This is a genomic window from Microbacterium sp. NIBRBAC000506063, assembly GCF_017968845.1.
GTDB lineage: Bacteria > Actinomycetota > Actinomycetes > Actinomycetales > Microbacteriaceae > Microbacterium.
Map to the genome: position 1 here is coordinate 877,788 of NZ_CP072876.1, position 17,235 is coordinate 895,022.

16 protein-coding genes and 6 pseudogenes are annotated in these 17,235 nt (G+C 70.2%); 15 read left to right on the forward strand and 7 right to left on the reverse strand.

Going from position 1 to position 17,235, the window contains the following annotated elements:
• The first annotated feature begins 42 nt into the window (after positions 1 to 42).
• The 3 genes from KAE78_RS04920 to KAE78_RS04930 all read left to right on the forward strand — a co-directional run bounded on the left by KAE78_RS04920 (position 43) and on the right by KAE78_RS04930 (position 3,644).
• Entirely contained in the window at positions 43 to 1,356 is a 1,314-nt protein-coding gene (locus KAE78_RS04920) for an MATE family efflux transporter (RefSeq protein WP_223172012.1), read from the forward strand.
• 417 nt (positions 1,357 to 1,773) lie between these two features.
• A complete protein-coding gene (locus tag KAE78_RS04925; RefSeq protein ID WP_223172013.1) occupies positions 1,774 to 3,057 on the forward strand; it encodes an RNA polymerase sigma factor in 1,284 nt (427 codons plus the stop codon).
• Between the two features lie 35 nt (positions 3,058 to 3,092).
• Positions 3,093 to 3,644 (forward strand): Ig-like domain-containing protein, encoded by a 552-nt coding sequence (locus tag KAE78_RS04930; protein ID WP_223172014.1) that lies wholly within the window; start codon positions 3,093 to 3,095, stop codon positions 3,642 to 3,644.
• A gap of 125 nt (positions 3,645 to 3,769) precedes the next feature.
• Here KAE78_RS04930 and KAE78_RS04935 read toward each other — a convergent pair.
• Positions 3,770 to 4,392, reverse strand: a pseudogene (locus KAE78_RS04935) (TrmH family RNA methyltransferase).
• A gap of 201 nt (positions 4,393 to 4,593) precedes the next feature.
• Between KAE78_RS04935 and KAE78_RS04940 the strand changes: the two are divergent.
• Together KAE78_RS04940 and KAE78_RS04945 are read left to right on the forward strand one after the other, a co-directional pair.
• The gene (locus KAE78_RS04940) at positions 4,594 to 5,214 is read left to right on the forward strand and encodes a metal-dependent transcriptional regulator (RefSeq protein WP_262927759.1); all 621 of its coding nucleotides are present in this window, start codon (positions 4,594 to 4,596) and stop codon (positions 5,212 to 5,214) included.
• Complete coding sequence (locus tag KAE78_RS04945) at positions 5,207 to 5,404, forward strand: hypothetical protein (protein WP_223172015.1); 198 nt, start codon at positions 5,207 to 5,209, stop codon at positions 5,402 to 5,404. The genes KAE78_RS04940 and KAE78_RS04945 overlap by 8 nt, the downstream gene beginning before the upstream one ends.
• Here the strand turns inward: KAE78_RS04945 and KAE78_RS04950 are convergent.
• Positions 5,373 to 5,975 (reverse strand): ROK family protein, encoded by a 603-nt coding sequence (locus tag KAE78_RS04950; protein ID WP_223172016.1) that lies wholly within the window; start codon positions 5,973 to 5,975, stop codon positions 5,373 to 5,375. The genes KAE78_RS04945 and KAE78_RS04950 overlap by 32 nt on opposite strands.
• Before the next feature lie 134 nt (positions 5,976 to 6,109).
• Here KAE78_RS04950 and KAE78_RS04955 point away from each other — a divergent pair, with 134 nt between their 5' ends.
• Positions 6,110 to 6,280 carry a hypothetical protein gene (locus KAE78_RS04955; protein ID WP_223172017.1) on the forward strand — a complete coding sequence of 57 codons (171 nt, stop codon included), beginning with the start codon at positions 6,110 to 6,112 and terminating at the stop codon, positions 6,278 to 6,280.
• Positions 6,281 to 6,289: 9 nt separating this feature from the next.
• Here KAE78_RS04955 and KAE78_RS18425 read toward each other — a convergent pair whose 3' ends face one another.
• From KAE78_RS18425 to pyrE, 3 genes and pseudogenes are all read right to left on the reverse strand, one after another.
• Positions 6,290 to 6,460 (reverse strand): hypothetical protein, encoded by a 171-nt coding sequence (locus KAE78_RS18425; RefSeq protein WP_317451866.1) that lies wholly within the window; start codon positions 6,458 to 6,460, stop codon positions 6,290 to 6,292.
• Between the two features lie 45 nt (positions 6,461 to 6,505).
• Positions 6,506 to 7,546 carry a LacI family DNA-binding transcriptional regulator gene (locus KAE78_RS04965; RefSeq protein WP_223172018.1) on the reverse strand — a complete coding sequence of 347 codons (1,041 nt, stop codon included), beginning with the start codon at positions 7,544 to 7,546 and terminating at the stop codon, positions 6,506 to 6,508.
• An 84-nt stretch (positions 7,547 to 7,630) separates the two neighbouring features.
• Positions 7,631 to 8,190: pseudogene (gene pyrE, locus KAE78_RS04970) on the reverse strand (orotate phosphoribosyltransferase).
• An 81-nt stretch (positions 8,191 to 8,271) separates the two neighbouring features.
• Between pyrE and KAE78_RS04975 the strand changes: the two are divergent.
• The 4 genes from KAE78_RS04975 to KAE78_RS04990 all read left to right on the forward strand — a co-directional run bounded on the left by KAE78_RS04975 (position 8,272) and on the right by KAE78_RS04990 (position 10,473).
• Positions 8,272 to 8,808 carry a YbhB/YbcL family Raf kinase inhibitor-like protein gene (locus KAE78_RS04975; RefSeq protein WP_223172019.1) on the forward strand — a complete coding sequence of 179 codons (537 nt, stop codon included), beginning with the start codon at positions 8,272 to 8,274 and terminating at the stop codon, positions 8,806 to 8,808.
• Positions 8,809 to 8,909: 101 nt separating this feature from the next.
• A complete protein-coding gene (locus KAE78_RS04980) occupies positions 8,910 to 9,155 on the forward strand; it encodes an AbrB/MazE/SpoVT family DNA-binding domain-containing protein (protein WP_223172020.1) in 246 nt (81 codons plus the stop codon).
• 10 nt (positions 9,156 to 9,165) lie between these two features.
• Entirely contained in the window at positions 9,166 to 9,501 is a 336-nt protein-coding gene (locus tag KAE78_RS04985; RefSeq protein WP_223172021.1) for a PIN domain-containing protein, read from the forward strand.
• A gap of 111 nt (positions 9,502 to 9,612) precedes the next feature.
• A complete protein-coding gene (locus KAE78_RS04990; protein ID WP_223172022.1) occupies positions 9,613 to 10,473 on the forward strand; it encodes an exodeoxyribonuclease III in 861 nt (286 codons plus the stop codon).
• A gap of 13 nt (positions 10,474 to 10,486) precedes the next feature.
• On the opposite strand, the gene KAE78_RS04995 is transcribed toward KAE78_RS04990, so the two are convergent.
• Entirely contained in the window at positions 10,487 to 10,924 is a 438-nt protein-coding gene (locus KAE78_RS04995) for an NADPH-dependent FMN reductase (RefSeq protein ID WP_223172023.1), read from the reverse strand.
• A 259-nt stretch (positions 10,925 to 11,183) separates the two neighbouring features.
• Between KAE78_RS04995 and KAE78_RS17350 the strand changes: the two genes are divergently transcribed.
• Entirely contained in the window at positions 11,184 to 12,437 is a 1,254-nt protein-coding gene (locus KAE78_RS17350; RefSeq protein ID WP_262927760.1) for a sensor histidine kinase, read from the forward strand.
• Positions 12,434 to 13,146 (forward strand): annotated as a pseudogene (locus KAE78_RS05005) (response regulator). Before KAE78_RS17350 ends, KAE78_RS05005 begins: the two are co-directional and overlap by 4 nt.
• A 420-nt stretch (positions 13,147 to 13,566) precedes the next feature.
• Here the strand turns inward: KAE78_RS05005 and KAE78_RS05010 are convergent.
• Positions 13,567 to 14,141, reverse strand: a pseudogene (locus KAE78_RS05010) (NADPH-dependent FMN reductase).
• A 130-nt stretch (positions 14,142 to 14,271) separates the two neighbouring features.
• Here KAE78_RS05010 and KAE78_RS05015 point away from each other — a divergent pair.
• The 3 genes and pseudogenes from KAE78_RS05015 (at position 14,272) to KAE78_RS05025 (ending at position 17,197) form a co-directional block, all read left to right on the forward strand.
• Positions 14,272 to 15,441 (forward strand): annotated as a pseudogene (locus KAE78_RS05015) (benzoate/H(+) symporter BenE family transporter).
• Between the two features lie 155 nt (positions 15,442 to 15,596).
• Positions 15,597 to 16,034 carry an alternative ribosome rescue aminoacyl-tRNA hydrolase ArfB gene (arfB, locus tag KAE78_RS05020; protein WP_223172024.1) on the forward strand — a complete coding sequence of 146 codons (438 nt, stop codon included), beginning with the start codon at positions 15,597 to 15,599 and terminating at the stop codon, positions 16,032 to 16,034.
• 267 nt (positions 16,035 to 16,301) lie between these two features.
• Positions 16,302 to 17,197: pseudogene (locus tag KAE78_RS05025) on the forward strand (ABC transporter ATP-binding protein).
• Positions 17,198 to 17,235 lie beyond the last annotated feature (38 nt).

Consider the following 17,235-nt stretch of genomic DNA (forward strand, 5'->3'; position numbering starts at 1 on the left):
GGGGGTGGGGGGGGGAACGCGCCCACGCAATAGGCTCGTCGGGTGGTGTCCCTCAACCGTCAGATCCTGCGTCTGGCCGTGCCCGCGCTCGGCGCGCTCGTCGCCGAACCCGCCTTCCTCATCGTCGACGCCGCGATGGTCGGTCACCTCGGGGCCGAGCCCCTCGCCGGGCTCGGCATCGCCGGCGCGGTGCTGCACACGATCGTGGGCCTCATGGTCTTCCTCGCCTATTCGACGACCCCGGCCGTCGCCCGCCGTTTCGGGGCCGGCGATCGTCAGGGTGCCGTGTCGGTCGGCATCGACGGGATGTGGTTCGCCCTGCTCATCGGCGCCGTACTCGCGGCGGCCGGCGCGATCGCCTCGCCCTGGCTGGTGAGCCTGTTCGGGGCGACGGATGCCGTGGCATCCGAAGCAGTGACCTACCTCACCATCTCGATGTGGGGTCTGCCCGCCATGCTCATCGTGTTCGCGGCGACCGGGCTCCTGCGCGGGATGCAGGACACCGTCGCCCCGCTGTGGATCGCCGGACTCGGATTCACCGCCAACGCGCTGCTGAACTTCCTCTTCATCTACGGCTTCGGCTGGGGGATCGCCGGCTCCGCGCTCGGCACGGTCACCGCCCAGTGGGGCATGGTCGCCGCCTTCGTGCTCGTCGTCGCGCGACTCGCGAAGGAGCACGGCGCCGTGGTGGGGATGAACCGGGCAGGGCTGCGCGGCTCCGCCCGCGCAGGCGGATGGATGTTCCTGCGCACGGTGAGCCTGCGCATCGCCCTCCTGATCACCGTCGGGGTCGCGACGGGCATGGGCACGCTGGAGCTGGCGGGCTGGCAGATCGTGTTCACGATCTTCTCCGCCGCCGCCTTCGCCCTCGACGCCCTCGCGATCGCCGCGCAGGCGCTCATCGGCAAGGGGCTCGGCGAAGGCGACGAGACCCAGGTGAAGAGGGTGCTCGCGCGCACCGTCGCCTGGGGCACCTGGTTCGGCGTCATCGTCGGCGGTCTCATCGCGGCGCTCTCCGGGGTGATCGGGCTGGCCTTCACCGGAGACGCCGACATCGCCCGTCTCATCCAGCCCGCACTGCTCGTGCTGGCCGTCGCCCAACCGGTCGCCGGCATCGTGTTCGTGCTCGACGGCGTGCTCATCGGCGCCGGCGACGCCCGCTATCTCGCTCTCGCGGGCGCCCTGAACCTCGTGCCCTTCCTCCCGGCGCTGTGGATCATCGCCGCCGCCGGCGTGAACGGAGTCGGCGGCCTGATCTGGCTGGCGGCGGCCTTCTTCGGCGTCTACCTCTTGGCGCGGCTGGCGACCCTCGGCTGGCGAGTGCGCAGCGGACGGTGGCTGCACGTCGCAGTGTAGGGCGAGCCGCCACCTGCCCCACCCCACGAGGGGCGGGGTGGGAGCAAGCAGGCGGTCCCGTCATGCAGCGTGAGCTCGTCGGGGACCTGCGAACGGCGACCGAACAGGAGCGCGGCTCCTGCGAAGCCCACCGTCCAACCCCGGTACGAGGCAGCGGAAAGAGGACTTGCTCTCTCCGATGTGCGCGCCGGGGTCGATCGTGGTTCCTCTGTGGAGGAAGAACTTCACTACGATCAGAAGAGAGCGAGGAGCCGCGAAAAAGTGACGCGATCCGGTCGGAAAATCTCGATTCTGCTGACACGCTGGCAATTTTTGCCCGTCGGCGTCACTTTTCACCGCGTTTCGACTCTCATGATTCGATGGCATTTTTTGCGCAGCGTCGAACGGTACGTGCGGTGAACGAAGGGGAACGATCCGGTGGCATCGACACGCCCTCTCGACGACAACCTCGCGGATGATCGGCTCAGCGACGCCGAGCTCATCGCCCAGCTGCGCTCCGGGGACCATCGCGCCTATGAGGCCCTGTGGTCGCGGCACGTCGCGGCTGCGCTGCGTCTCGCCCGTCGATACGACCTGCAGCAGGCGGAGGATCTCGTCTCGGAGTCGTTCCTGGCCGTCTACGACCAGATCGCCGTGGCGGGGAACGGCCCGGAGACGGCTTTCCGCGCCTACTTGTTCACCGTCATCCGGAACGCGGCGGCGAAGACCGCGCGGCACGGACAGCAGGTCATCAGCGACCCCGAGATCGACACCGTCGACACCAATGACGGTCTGACGATCCTTGCCCGCGAAGAGGATGCCGCCGATCTGCTGGAGTCGTTCAAGGCGCTGCCCGAGCGCTGGCAGCGTGTCCTGTGGCTCGCCGAAGTCGATCAGGTGCCGCGCGGGGCCATCGCCCAAGAACTCGGAATCCGCCCCAACGCGGTCTCGGCCCTTCTCCGCCGCGCCCGCTCGGGACTGCAGTACCACTGGCTCTTGCAACGCGTACCGTCCGCATTGCAGTCGGATCCGACCCACGTCGCACGATTCCTGCCCGCTTACATCACCGGCGGGAAGATCGAGGCCTCGAAGACGAGCGTGCTCGTGCACCTGCAGCGCTGCGAGACCTGTCGGCACGTGCACGAGGAGCTGAGCCTCGCACATGGGCGCATGCGCAAGACCATGCTGTCGGTCTCCGGTTTCGCCGCGCTGAGCGTGACGCTTCCGACAAGCACGCCCGTACCGGCTGCCGCGGCCGCCTCGCTGCTGGCGGTGTTCGGCGCGGGGACTGCGCTCAGCGGCGTCGGGGTCACCGCCGTCGTCGCCGGCGGGGCGCTCGTGGCGACCCTCGTCGCCGGCGCTCCGTTCGGCGCCCAGGACGATCGCACGCCGGGCGCCTCCGACTCCGCGGTGACCGACGACGCCGCGCAGCGCGTCGCCGAACGGCCCCCGGGGTTCGCCCAGCGACCGCCCGGCGTCGAGGAGACGCCGATGCCCATCCCACCCGCGCCCGAGGGCGTCGAAGCCGTCGAGGCCGAAGAGCGCCCCACCCGTCCGGGGCGCGGAGACTCCTCGACGCCGCTGCCCGAGCTCGACCTCGAGTTCGACTTCGACACCCTCGTGACGCCTCCGGCGCGACCACCCGCGCCCCAGCCGGTCTCCGTGGCGCCGGAGCCCGACCCGGACTCCCCGGAACGGAGAATCCGCCCGCCATCGCTCTGAGCGCCTCGCCACCGCCTTCGTCCTACCTCGCTCCCGTGTTCGGCGGCACCGCCGACGCCTCGGTCACCGACGTGTACGTCTCGATCGGCGAGGCGACCTACCTCGCCGACAGCGACGCCGCCGGACTCTGGTCGTTCGATGCACGCGCCCTGCCCCTCGCCGCCGGCACCCATTCCTACCGGATCTGGGCCGTGGACGACGCCGGAGCGACGAGCGCGCCGCTGTCAGGCGAGTTCGCGGTCCTCGAGCTCACGGTGCAGGGCTTCGAAGACACGGCGGACTTCCTGCTGGCCGAGGCCTCAAGCTCCGGCATCGTCTTCACGACGCAGGGCCCCGCCGACGGCCGACTGTGCATCGATGCCGATTCCGGCCAGAGCGCCGTGATCCCCTTCGACGAGAGCGGGACGGTGACCCGCCGCATCCGATTCATGGCCGGAGGCTTCTACACGATCTCCTTCGCGGTCTGCCAGAACGACGCATGGGGCGTCGCCACCGAGCATTCGCTGTTCGTGGACGACCCCTCGATCATCTTCGGGCCCTTCGACCCGGAGGAGACGTGGATCGAGATCGACGATCCGGCCGGGTGATGCCAGTCAGCTCGTGCTCGCCGGCGACGCCCGTGACCTGCGTAACTTCGCAGATCTACACAGCCTCGCAGGAATACTCGAAATCGCTGCGAACCTATGCAGATCTGCGAGGTCTCGTCGTGAAGCTACCCGCCCTCCGCATGCCGCCGACACCACTCGTACATCACCACGGCCGCGGCCGCGCTCGCGTTGATCGAGCGGGTCGATCCGTACTGGGTGATCTCGATGTGCCCGGATGCCGCGGCCAGCGCCTCGGCCGACAGCCCCGGCCCTCCTGCCCGAACAGCAGCACGCAGCGCTCGGGCAGATCGGCGCGATCCACCGGCACCGAGCCCGGCACGTTGTCGACGGCGATGATCGGCACGCCGGCATCCGATGCCCAGGCGGCGAAGGCCGCGACGTCCTCGTGATGCACGACATGCTGGTAGCGGTCGGTGACCATGGCGCCACGGCGGTTCCAGCGGCGGCGCCCGATGATGTGCACGGTGTCGGCAAGGAAGGCGTTGGCGCTGCGCACGATGGATCCGATGTTCATGTCGTGCTGCCAGTTCTCGATCGCGACGTGGAACGGATGCCGCCGCGTGTCGAGGTCGGCGACGATCGCCTCCATGCGCCAGTACCGGTAGCGGTCGACGACGTTGCGGGTGTCGCCGTCGCGCAGGAGCTCGGGGTCGTAGTGCGGCCCGGTCGGCCATTCCCCCTCCCAGGGGCCGACGCCGTGGGTGCTGCGCTCAGGGGTCTCGGTCACTCCGCCAGCGTAGCCTCCGTCCGCGCCTCCGTTGCGTGCGGAGAAGCGGACCACGAACGCACCTGTCGGCGTGTCAGCCGAAGACACGCCGACCGTGCGCGATCTCATCCGACGTTCGATGCACCTTCCGCCCAAGCACGGGATGCCTCGCCGGTAGGCTGAGGGCGTGCCCTCCCCGCAGCCGACGACTACCTGAAGACGGTGTATTCGCACACCGAGTGGCAGAGCGCGCCCATCACCCCGTCCGTTCTCGCCGGCAAGCTCGGGGTGGCCCCGTCGTCGGTGACCGAGATGGTCAAGAAGCTCGCGGCATCCGGTCTCGTCTCGCACGTGCCCTACGGCGCCGTGCGCCTGACTCCGGAGGGGGAGAAGCGGGCACTCGCGATGCTGCGCCGCCACCGCCTCATCGAGACCTGGCTCGTCCAGGAGTTCGACTACGCCTGGGACGAGGTGCACGACGAGGCGGAGGTGCTCGAGCACACCATCAGCGACCGGCTCCTCTCCCGCATCGATGAGAGGTTGGGCTCGCCGCGCTTCGATCCGCACGGCGATGCGATTCCGGATGCCGCAGGTCACGTCGACCGCGAACCCTTCGTGCTGCTGGCGGATGCCGCCCCCGGCCATGCGGGCCGCGTCCTGCGCGTGAGCGACCGCGACCCGGAGCTGCTCCGTGGGCTGGAGGCGCTCGGCGTTCGCGTCGGCAGCAGGCTGCGGGTCACCGCCGACGGCGTGGAGCTCGAAGGATCGGCGCTGACGCTGCCGGCCGGCGCCGATCAGATCGTCTGGGTGAGTCGCGACGCGGACGGTGACGACGATGAGTGAGCGCGACATCTTCTTCCTCGCGATGACCGGCATCGTCGCGACGACGCTTGTCGTCTTCGTCGTCCAGTTCGTCCGCTCCCGCCGCTCGCGCGGCGACGGCGAGCGGGCGGCAACTGGTGGGAAGGCCCCTGGGACGACGACGACAAGCACTGAGCCGCTCAGCGGAGGAGGAGCGCGGCCGCGCCGATGAGCGGCCCCTCGTCTCCCAGCGCCGAGCGCACGACGCGCGTGCGCCGCGAGTAGTCGTGCGCCGCACGCTCCACGAGCGCGTGCTGCACGAGGTCGACGTAGTCGTCGGAGACGAAGGAGAACCCGCCGCCGATCGCGATGACGTCCAGGTCGAGGAGGGTCGCGGCATCCGCCAGCGCATGGCCGACCAGCCGCGCCGAGCGTTCGATCGCCGCCCGCGCGACCGCGTCGCCCTCGGCCGCGCTGCGGGCGAGATCCTCGCCCGAGGAGCCCTGCCAGCCCTGCTCCTGCGCCCAGGCGACGCTCGCGGGCCCGGCGGCGACCTCTTCGAGCATCGCTCCGCCGTCGGTGTGCACGTGGCCGAGGTGCCCCGCGTTTCCGGTGGCCCCGGATGCGTAGGAGCCGTCGGAGACGAAACCGCCGCCGATGCCGGTGGAGACCACCATCGACAACGAGGCGGTCGCGCCCTGCGTCGCGCCGAGCCACGACTCGGCGAGCGCGAGGCAGCCGCCGTCGTGCCCCATGACGGCGGGAACCTCCCGGCCCAGCACGGAGGCGGCGGCGGATGCCACGGCGTCCCGCAGCGGGAACTCCCCACCCGCGGCAGATTGAACGGCAGGATCGAGCCGGCGTCGCGGTCGATCGGCCCGGCGCTGCCGATGCCGACGCCCACCAACTCATCGTCAGCGGTCAAGGACGCCGCGGCGTGCGCGACGACGGCGCCGAGGGCGGAGCGCAGGTCCGCGGCATCCGACCCCGGCCCGTCTCGGCCCGGCGGCGACTGCCCGCGCGCACCCGGCCCGACGCCTCGACGAGGGCGCCCTCGACCTTCGTGCCGCCGACGTCGACGGCGATGGCCACCCGCGTCACGACTTGACCGAACCGCTCATGAGACCCCGATGAAGTGCTTGCCCAGCAGGATGCACACGATCAGCGTGGGGATGGAGGTGATCAGCGCCCCCGCCATCGCCGCGCCGTGGTTGGCCAGCTGCGCCCGCATGTGATCCTCCACCGGATTGTGCGCACCCGCAGGGTGCGGATGACTGACGTATGACATCAAATCTGAAAACGTTGCCACACGCAAGCGCGCCGTATCACGACCTCATAACCCCGACGATCGGGGAGCGATCTCGCCCGAGCCGCGCTCGATGATGCGCGTGCCGAGGACGATGCGGCGCTCGGGCCCGATGAGCCCCGCGATCCGCTCGAAGAGGAGATCCGCCGCCGCCTCGCCGATCGCCCAGGGATCCTGCGCGATCGTCGTGATGGCCGGGGAGAGCAGATCGGCGAGCTCGAAGTCGTCGAAGCCGACGAGCGCCGGCTGCAGCCCCAGCAGACGGGAGGCCTTGAGCACCGCCTTGGTCGTGCGGCTGTTCGTCGTGAACAGTGCCGTGGGCGGCTCCGGCAGCGAGAACATCTCGCGCAGCGCCTCGACGCAGACGTCCACCTCGTCCTCGACGACGACGGTCAGCTCGGGCGGGGTGGGAAGGCTCGCCGCCCGCATGCCCTCCGCGAAGCCGCGCTGCCGCTCCTCCGAGGTGAACTGACCGGCGACATGCGCGATGCAGGCGATCCGGGTGTGCCCTGCCGCGGCGAGGTGCTCCACGGCATCCGCCGCGCCACGACGGTTGTCGACGACCACGAGATCCGCCTTGAGCCCGTGGGGAGGGCGGTCGGCGAAGACGATCGGAGTGCCGGCGTCCCGCTCGGTCTGGAGGAAGGAGAGATCGGCCTCCTCGTGCGAGATGACGATGAGTCCGTCGAGCCTGCGCCCGAGCATGCGACGCAGCACCCGCTCGTTCTCGCGCGCGTCGTCACCGGCGGAGGCCACGAGCACGAGCAGGTCGCGCTCCTGCGCCCGCTTCTCGATCGCTCCCACGAACACCGAGTAGAAGGGATCGGAGATGCGGGTGACGACCACGCCGATCGTGCGGGCGGAACCCGTCCGCAGCGTGTGGGCGAACTCGTTGCGGGAGTAGCCGAGGTCGCGGATGGCCCGCTCGACCGCCCGCACCTTGTCGCGGGTCACCCCGCCCTTGCCGGATACGACGCGCGAGACGGTCGACAGGCCCACCCCGGCACGGGTCGCGACGTCCTTCATCGTCGGCCGGCCCGGCGGCGGCGTACTCTTCCGGTCACTCATGGTTGCTCCCGATCAGGAGCATTTCATGAAAACGTTGCCGAGTCCATCGGCGGGGCTGCGGCGACGCCGCGGCCACCGCGCAGGTCACTGCGGCGCAAGCCCCAGGTCGTCCAGATCGAAGGCCGCGCGCCACTCCAGCCCCTCCGCCTCGATCGCCTGCTGGGCACCCGTCCTGCGGTCCACGATCACCGCGACGGCGACGACCTCGGCGCCCTCGCGGCGCAGCGCCTCGACGGCCTTGAGCGCCGACTGACCGGTCGTGGAGGTGTCCTCGAGCACCACGACGCGGCGGCCCGCGACATCCGCCCCTCGACCTGTCGGCCGCGGCCGTGGTCCTTGGGCTCCTTGCGCACGACGAAGGCGTCCAGCGGACGCGCGGTCTGGACGGAGGCGTGCATGACTGCGTTCGCGATCGGGTCGGCGCCGAGGGTCAGGCCGCCGACGGCGACGGCGTCCAGGTCGCCGATGAGGTCGAGCATGATCCGACCGATCGCGGGTGCGGCCCGATGGTCGAGCGTGAGCCTGCGCATGTCGACGTAGTAGGTGGCCTTTTTGCCGCTGGAGAGCGTGAAGTCGCCGTGGAAGACGGCCTCGTCCGCGATGAGATCGAGAAGGGACTGGCGGTCTGCGTCGAGAGTGGTCACGGCCCCCAGTCTACGGCGGGGTGGATGCGCCCGCCGGTGCGGCCTATCGTGGCCAGTGACGAGCCGAAGGAGACACGAACCATGTTCGACTACGACCCCTACGCCGCCCTCGCCGAGCTCCGGCCGGTTCCGGAGTTGACGCTGACCAGCCCCGACTTCACGCACGGCGGGCCGCTGCCGCTCTTCGCCTGGTCGGCGTCCCGCGGCGGCGAGGACCGATCGCCCGCGCTGGCATGGACGGGTGCTCCCGAGGGCACGCACAGCTTCGCCGTCTCGTGCTTCGACCCGGATGCGCCGACCGGATCGGGCTACTGGCACTGGGCCGCCTACAACCTCCCTCCCGAGACGACGCACCTGTCCTGGGGCGACGGCACCGTGGATGCGCTCCCCGAGGGCGCCGTGGTGCTGCCGAACGAGGCCCGCTCCGAGCGCTTCGTCGGCGCGGCGCCGCCTCCCGGGACGGGCGTGCACCGCTACTTCTTCGTCGTCGATGCGCTCGACGTCGACGCCCTCGACCTCCCGGCGGGTTCGACCCCCGCCGTGCTCGGCTTCAACCGGCACTTCCACACCCTCGCCCGCGGGGTGCTCGTCGGCACCGCCGACCCGGCCGAGAGGTAGGCCACTCGGCCGGCTGCCGCGACATCCGATTCAGGCGCATGCACGCTTTCCTTACGAATTTTCGTGACGTAAGCTGATAACAGAGAAGGTAAGGAGGCGCCATGCCGTATGCGACGATGACCAGCAAGGGGCAGCTGACCGTGCCCAAAGAGGTTCGGGAGGACATGAACCTCCGAGCGGGATCGAAGGTGATGTTCGTCAAGCTCCGTAATGGGCAGTACCGGCTCGTTCCGCGGACAGGCAGTGTCGAAGACTTCATAGGACTGCTGCACGACCCGACCCGGCCGCCGATGACGATCGAGGAGATGAACGACGCGATCGCCGAGGGCGGGCGGAGAGCGGGCTGAAGGGCCTGCGGTGATCGGTCTCGGCTCCGAGCTCATCGGGATCGACACGAACGTCGTACTCAGGGCCATCCTCGAAGACGATCCCGTCCAGTCCCCACCGGCGGCCGCGCTGTTCCGCTCGCTCTCTCCCGAGCGGCTCGGGTTCATCACCCTGGTCACGCTGGCGGAGGTGTACTGGGTCCTTTCCCGATCGGTGCAACTACCGCGTGATGAGTGCCTTGCCATCATCAGCGCACTCGTCTACACGGAGACTCTGGAGTTCGACGACGGCGAGGGCGTCGTGCGGGCGCTCTCCTTCGCCGAAGAGGGCGCCGACTTCGCCGATGCGCTCATCGAGGGACGATGAACCAGTTCGGCGTGACCGAGACCGTGACCTTCGACCGGGATGCCGCCGAGCGCCTCGGCTGGCGGCTGCTCGAGGCGCGCTGACGTCCGCATCCGGTCGTAGGCTGGTTTCATGCGCCTGGCCACCTGGAACGTCAACTCCATCCGCACCCGCGTCGCCCGCACCGTCGAGTTCGCCGTGCGCGAAGACATCGACGTCCTCGCGATGCAGGAGGTCAAGTGCAAGCCCGAGCAGTTCCCCTACGGGCCCTTCGAAGACGCCGGCTACCACGTCGAGGTGCACGGGCTGAACCAGTGGAACGGCGTCGCGATCGCCAGCCGCCTGCCGATCACGGACGTGCAGGCCGGCTTCCCCGGCATGCCGGGCTTCGCCAAGGGTGCGACGCCGGATGCCGCGCTCATCGGCGACGGCGCCCCGCTCGAGGCGCGCGCGCTGGGCGCGATGATCGAGGGCGTTAAGGTGTGGAGCCTGTACGTGCCCAACGGCAGGTCGCTCACCGACGCGCACTACACCTACAAGCTGCAGTGGCTCGACGCGCTGCGCCGGCATGCGGCATCCGAGCTCCAGGGAGATCCGGAGCTGCCTCTGGCCTTCGTCGGCGACTTCAACATCATCCCCTTCGACTCCGACAACGGCGACCCCGACATCGTCGAGGGCGTCTCGACACACGTCTCGCCGCAGGAGCGGGCCGCGTTCTTCGCCCTGCAGGATGCGGGGATGACCGACGTCGTGCGCCCGCTCATCCCCTCCGGCTACACGTACTGGGACTATCAGCGGCTGAAGTTCCCCCGGGACGAAGGGATCCGCATCGACTTCGTGCTCGGCTCCCCGACCTTCGCCGAGCAGGTCACGGCCGCCGCGATCCACCGCGACGAGCGCAAGGGCGAGCAGCCCAGCGATCACGTCCCGGTCGTCGTCGAGCTCGACCGCGAGACGAGCGATGACGACGACCTGCCGATGATCTTCGGCTGAGGCGTGTCGCAGGTCAGCTCCACCGATCCACGAGGTCGCGGAGCGCCTCGAGGAACCCGGTCAGGAATCTCCGCGTGCTCTCGCTCGCGACCTGCCCGTCGTCGGTGAAGAAGTCGTCGGTGATGCGGATGTAGGCCTCCGGACGCCCCACGAGCGGTGCGCCCTGCGCGACCAGGATCGACTTCAGATGCGCCTGGGCGACCGCGGTCGAGATCGCGCCCCTGCTCGCTCCGATGACGCCGGTCGGCGTGTTCGTGAAGCTGCTCCTGCCCGGAGGCCGCGTGGCCCAGTCGATCGCGTTCTTGAGCACTCCCGGGATGGAGCGGTTGTATTCGGGCGTGACGACGAGGAGGCCGTCGGCGGACTCGATCGCCTCCTTCAACGCCCAGCCCTCAGCAGGGAAGTCCTCGTCGAACTGCCGCCCGAAGAACGGCAGATGCGCGATCGGCACGTCGCGAAACTCCAGCCCGCATCGGCGCCCAGCAGGACCAGCCCGTCGGCGAAGCGGCGGTTCAGCGACGGCTCCGAGGCGCTTCCGACGATGAGTGCGATGGTCCGGGTGTTCTCCGTCATGCATGCCCCTGAGATCGACTGCGTCCACTCTCCCCAAAAAATCCGCGTGGCACCACCCCTTGCGCGTCCCGCGGGAGAGGGAGAGAATCCCCCGCGAGACGGATGCCGCGGCATCCGATCCCGCCTACCGTGGAAGCATGTCCGCACTCGCCCGCCCGTTCACCGCGCGCGATCAGCGCATCGATGCCGCCGTCGCTGCGGCGATCCTCGTCGGCACCGTCCTGAGCGCGGCGCTCTCGTCGATCTCGGAGATCTACGGCGACGAGGCCGCACCGCTGTGGCAGGCGCTGCTCTACGCCGTTCTCATCTCGGCGCCGCTGGCCGTCCGCCGGCGCTGGCCCGGGATCGTCGCGGTCATCGTCTCGGGCGGATACTTCGTGGCGGTCACGCTGAAGATCCCCGAGATCGTCGTCGGCAACATCGCGATGTTCATCGCCCTGTACACGGTCGGCGCGTGGATGCCGAACCGCCGCCGGGCGGCCGGTGTGCGCATCGGGATCATCATCGGCATGTTCACCTGGCTGATCGTGACGATGTACCGTGACGCGATCGCCTACGCAGACGACGCCGAGGTGATGTCGGGCACGCTGTCGCCGTTCATGGCGTTCATGCTGCTGCAGATCCTGCTGAACCTGCTGTACTTCGGCGGCGCCTACTACTTCGGCGAGCGCGAATGGACCGCGGCGCGACAGCGCGCCGCCCTCGAACAGCGCACCGCCGACCTCGAGCGCGAACGCGAGCTGACCGCGGCGCAGGCGGTCGCCCTCGACCGCGTGCGCATCGCGCGCGAACTGCACGATGTCGTCGCCCACCACGTCTCGGTGATGGGCGTGCAGGCCGGAGCGGCGCGCACCGTGTTCGACCAGGACCCGCCCAGGCCAAGCAGATGCTCGTATCCGTCGAGTCGTCCGCGCGCGAGGCGATCACCGAGCTGCGGCACCTGCTGGAGACGCTGCGCGAGCACGACGGCGGCGAGGCCCCTCGACGCTGTCGCTCGCCGACATCCCGAAGCTGGTCGACGCCTCCCGCCAGGCGGGCCTGCCCACCGATTTCACCGTCGTCGGCACGCCGGTCGATGTGCCCGGGTCGTCGCCGTGACCATCTATCGGATCACCCAGGAGTCGCTCACGAACGCCCGTCGTCACGCCGGCGCACACGTCGCCGCGGACGTGCGCCTGCGCTACGCGGAGGGATCGGTGGAGGTCGAGGTCACCAACAGCGGCCGCCTCATCGCCGAGCCCCGCCCGGGCCTGGGCATGCTCGGCATGCGCGAACGCACGATCGCCGCGGGCGGTGTGATCGAGATCGGTCCGCGGGAGAAGGGCGGTTTCCGGGTGCGGGCGTCGTTTCCTGTATCGGATGCCGCCGAGCTGACCGAGGCCGCGCGATGACCGCCGGGATCCGGGTGCTCCTCGTCGACGACCACTCCATGCTGCGGGCGGGCTTCCGGACGATCCTCGACGCACAGCCAGGGATCGCGGTGGTCGGCGAGGCGGCGACGGGGTCGAGGCCGTGGCCGCGGCATCCGCTCTGCACCCGGACGTCATCACGATGGACGTGCAGATGCCCGACATGGACGGCATCGAGGCGACCCGCCGGATCGTCGCCGACGCCGAGGTGCGCGCCGCGATCGCGATCGTGACGACCTTCGACCGCGACGACTACCTGTTCTCGGCGCTCGACGCCGGAGCGAGCGGATTCCTGCTGAAGAACGCCTCCCCCGAGGACCTCGTGGCGGCCGTGCGGGTGCTGGCCGCGGGCGAGGCGATGCTCGCGCCGGAGGTCACCCGGCGCGTGCTGCAGCGGTTCGCCGCACCGGCGTCGGATGCCGCGCCCAGGTCTCCGGACCCCGCGCCGCGACCGACTGCACCTGTCGACGCACGGCAGCCGGGCGCGCTCGTACTGCCCGAACCGCTGACGGAGCGCGAGGCGGAGGTGCTGCGGCTCGTGGCCGAGGCGCGCAGCAACGCCGAGATCGCGGCCGAGCTGTTCATCGGCGAGGCGACCGTGAAGACCCATGTCTCGAAGGTGCTGCAGAAGCTCGGCGCGCGCGATCGGGTGCAGGCCGTGGTGCTGGCGCACCGGCACGGGTTGGCCTGATCGGGACGGGCTCCGGGGTGTGCGGTTTGCGAGCGGAGGGTCCCTCCCACGCTGCGCGTGGGGCCCTCCCGAGGCTCGCAAACCGCACACCCCCTGCGCCCTCGCGGGTCACCGAGCCCGCGGGCCGGAGGTGGTGAGGAAAAGTAGAGGACTCGTCGATGCCGATCGACGTCACCTCGGTCGTTGAGCGAGCCGAAGGCGAGTCGAAACGGGGCAAGGATCCCGGGAGACCCTCACCCCGTTTCGTCTCGGTCGGGCTACGCCCGGCCTCGCTCAACGACCGGAAACGGCCTGGCGTGTTCGCGATCGACGCCAGGGCGTTTCGACACTTCGACGCGCTTCGCTTGCTCAGTGCGGCGCGCGATCGGCTGCGCCGCTCTCACGGGGCGACCGGGTTGCGCTCGTGCGCAGCACGAGCGCTTAAGCGGAGACGAGCTCCGCGGAGTGGTTCACGCGCGAGATGAGCAGGTTGAACGCCTCGAGGAAGCCCGTCAGGAACCCTGCGGTGCTGTCGTCGGTGACCTGGCCGTCCTCGGTGAACAGGCCCGGGCGATCCTGGATGAAGCCCTCCGGCTGACCCATGGTGACGGCGCTGAAGTGGCCGAGGATCGCGCGCAGGTGCTGCTGCGCGGCGGCGGTGGCGACGCCCGAACCCGAAGTGCCGATGACCGCGACGGGCTTTCCGAAGAACGACATCTCGCCGTAGGGGCGGGTCGACCAGTCGAGGGCGTTCTTGAGGACGCCGGGGATGGAGCGGCTGTACTCGGGAGTGACGATGATGACGCCGTCGACGTCGGCGATGGCCTGCTTGAAGTCACGCGCGACCTGGGGAAGTCACCGTCGAAGTCGGGGGTGTAGAAGGGGAGATCCTTGATCGGGATCTCGACGAGCTCGGTGCCCTCGGGCGCGAGGTTCTGGAGAACGCGGGCGAGACGACGGTTGATCGACGTCGAGGAGATGCTGCCGACGATGAATCCGATGGTACGGGTCACGATGATCCTTCTGTGGGTTCAGGCCCTATGCGGGCGAATGTACACAGGGCTCAACGCCGCATCCCTCGTTCTATTCCCTCGCATGTAAAATTTCGCGGATCGGATGCCGCGGCATCCCGCTAGAGTCGCAGTCATGCCCGACACCTCGCCGCTGTCCCGGCCCATCCTCGCCGGACTCGTCACGGCGCTCGTGGGATTCACGAGCGCCTTCGCCGTCGTCCTCACCGGACTCGGCGCGGTCGGCGCGAGCCCTGCCCAGGCGGCGAGCGGCCTGCTCGCGGTGACGCTGACGATGGGCCTGGGCTCGATCGCGCTCTCCGCGCGGTACCGGATGCCGATCACGGTCGCCTGGTCGACCCCGGGTGCGGCCCTCCTGGCGGCGACCGGCATCGTCGAGGGCGGGTGGCCGGCCGCGGTCGGCGCGTTCCTCGTGGTCGCCGCCCTCATCCTGCTGGCAGGCCTGTGGCCGGGGCTCGGCCGCCTGATCGCCCGCATCCCGGTCGCGATCGCCCAGGCCATGCTCGCGGGCGTCCTCCTGCCGCTGTGCCTCGCACCGATCACCGGGATCGTCGAGAACCCCTGGTGCGTGCTCCCGGTCGTGCTCACCTGGCTCGTGTTCGCGCGCCTCGCGCCGCGCTGGGCCGTGCCGCTCGCCTTCGTGGCGGCGGCGGTCGTCGTCGCGGTCGATCTCGTGCGCACGGGCGCCGCGGTCGACCCACAGCTGCTCGTCCCCGCGTCGAGCTCACCATGCCCGCGTTCACCCTCGGCGGCATCGTGGGGATCGCCCTGCCGCTGTTCGTCGTGACGATGGCGTCGCAGAACGTGCCCGGCGTCGCCGTGATGCGCAGCTACGGCTATGAGGTGCCGTGGCGCCCCGCGATGATCGTGACCGGGGTCGGCTCAGCACTGGGCGCCTCCGCGGGCGGCCACGGCATCAACCTGGCCGCGATCAGCGCGGCGCTCGCGGCCTCCCCGAGGCCGACCCCGATCCGAACCGCCGCTGGGTCGCCGGGTTCTCCAGCGGTGTCTTCTGCCTCCTGCTCGCCGCCGCATCCGCCGCCTTCACCGCTCTCGTCCTGCTCGCCCCGGCGGCGGTCATCCCCGCCGTCGCCGGACTCGCGCTCTTCGCCGCCTTCGGCTCGGCGGTGCAGCAGGCGATCCACGAGCCGACCGAGCGCATGCCCGCCGTCGTCACCTTCCTCATCGCCGCCAGCGGCATCGCCCCGCTGGGGTGAGCGCCGCGTTCTGGTCGCTCCTGGCCGGACTCGCCGTGCGCGGCGTGCTCACCCTCGCCCGCCGCTGAGGCATCACCCTTTCCTCCCGCGAAGGCCGGCCGCGGCCCACGGATGCCGGGCGTTTCTACGGATGTCGGGCGACACGCCGCGGATTCATCCTGCATCCGTCGTTTCGCCCGACATCCGTGGAGGAAGACGGCGCGTGCAAGAGGATGATGGATCCATGGTTGCTCCCCACCGCCGCGGTCTGCGTGTCACCTCGGAAGTCACGATCCCCGAGGCCGAGCTGTCGTGGCGCTTCTCGCGGTCGTCCGGCCCCGGCGGCCAGGGCGTGAACACGACCGACTCCCGCGTGGAACTCGTCTGGGACGCGGCGGGCTCGAAAGCCCTCTCTCCGGTCCAGCGCGAACGTCTCTTGGGCCGCCTGAGCAGTCGCCTGGTCGACGGGGTGCTGACGGTCGCCGCATCCGAACACCGCGCACAGGTGCGCAACCGGGAGGCGGCACGCACTCGATTGGCCGCCCTGGTGGCCGAGGCCCTGCGTCCGCCGCCGCCGACGCGGCGACCGACGACTCCGAGTCGAGGCGCGAAGGAGCGCCGCCTCCAGGCGAAGCAGCGACGCACCGACATCAAGCGGCTGCGTCGACCACCCGTCGACTGAAGGGCGAAGCGCCGCGCCCGCCGCCGACGCGTCGACATCCCCTCTCGTGAAGCCCGCACGGGCCCACGGATGTCGAGGGCTTCTACGGATGTCGGGCGACACGCCGCGGATCCGTCCTGCATCCGTCGTTTCGCCCGACATCCGTGGAGGGGTGGGAGAGAGACGGCAAGTGCGACATGACGAGATGCGGCGTCCCCCGTCCGGGGAGGGCGACAATCCGTCCCGCGGGGGATGCCCGCGGCATCCTTCCATCCCTAGCGTGGAGGCATGACGAACGGAACGCTCGAACTGCAGGGCATCGCCAAGAGCTACGGCACGCGGCAGGTGCTCCAGGACATCACCTTCTCCGTCGCCCCCGGGCGGCTCACGGGCTTCGTCGGCGGCAACGGTGCCGGCAAGACCACGACCATGCGCATCATCCTGGGGCTGCTCAGCTCCGACGGCGGCACGGTCACCCGCGGGGGTGTGCCGCTCACCCCGGAGGCGCGTCACCAGTTCGGGTACATGCCCGAGGAGCGCGGCCTCTATCCGAAGATGAAGGTGCTCGAGCAGGTCGTGTACTTCGCGCGGCTCAACGGCTTCAGCAAGGCGGATGCGACCGACAAGGCCACCGCTCTGCTGACCGAGCTCGGACTCGGCGAGCGCCTGGGCGACAACATCGAGGCGCTGTCGCTGGGCAACCAGCAGCGCGCGCAGATCGCCGCCTCGCTCGTGCACGAGCCCGACGTCCTCATCCTCGACGAACCCTTCTCGGGTCTGGATCCACTCGCGGTCGAGACCGTCGCCGGTGTCCTCCAGGAGCGTGCCGCCCGCGGGGTCTCGGTGCTGTTCTCCTCGCATCAGCTCGACGTGGTCGAGCGCCTCTGCGACGAGCTCGTCATCATCGCCGATGGAACCATCCGCGCGGCAGGTCCCGCGACGCGCTCCGCGAGCAGCACGCGGCCCCGCGCTGGGAGCTCGAGTCCACCGGCGACGTCGGCTGGATCCGCACCGAGACCAGCGTGCGGGTCGTCGACTTCGACGGCGGCAGCGCCGTCTTCGACGCCGACTCCCCCGAGATCGCCCAGCACGTTCTCCGCCGCGCGCTGACCGGTGGAGAGGTCGTCCGGTTCGGCCCGCAGCATCCGACTCTTTCCCAGATCTTCAAGGAGGTCATCAAGTGAGCACCGTGACCCAGGACCCGCGCACGAGCATCTCGACC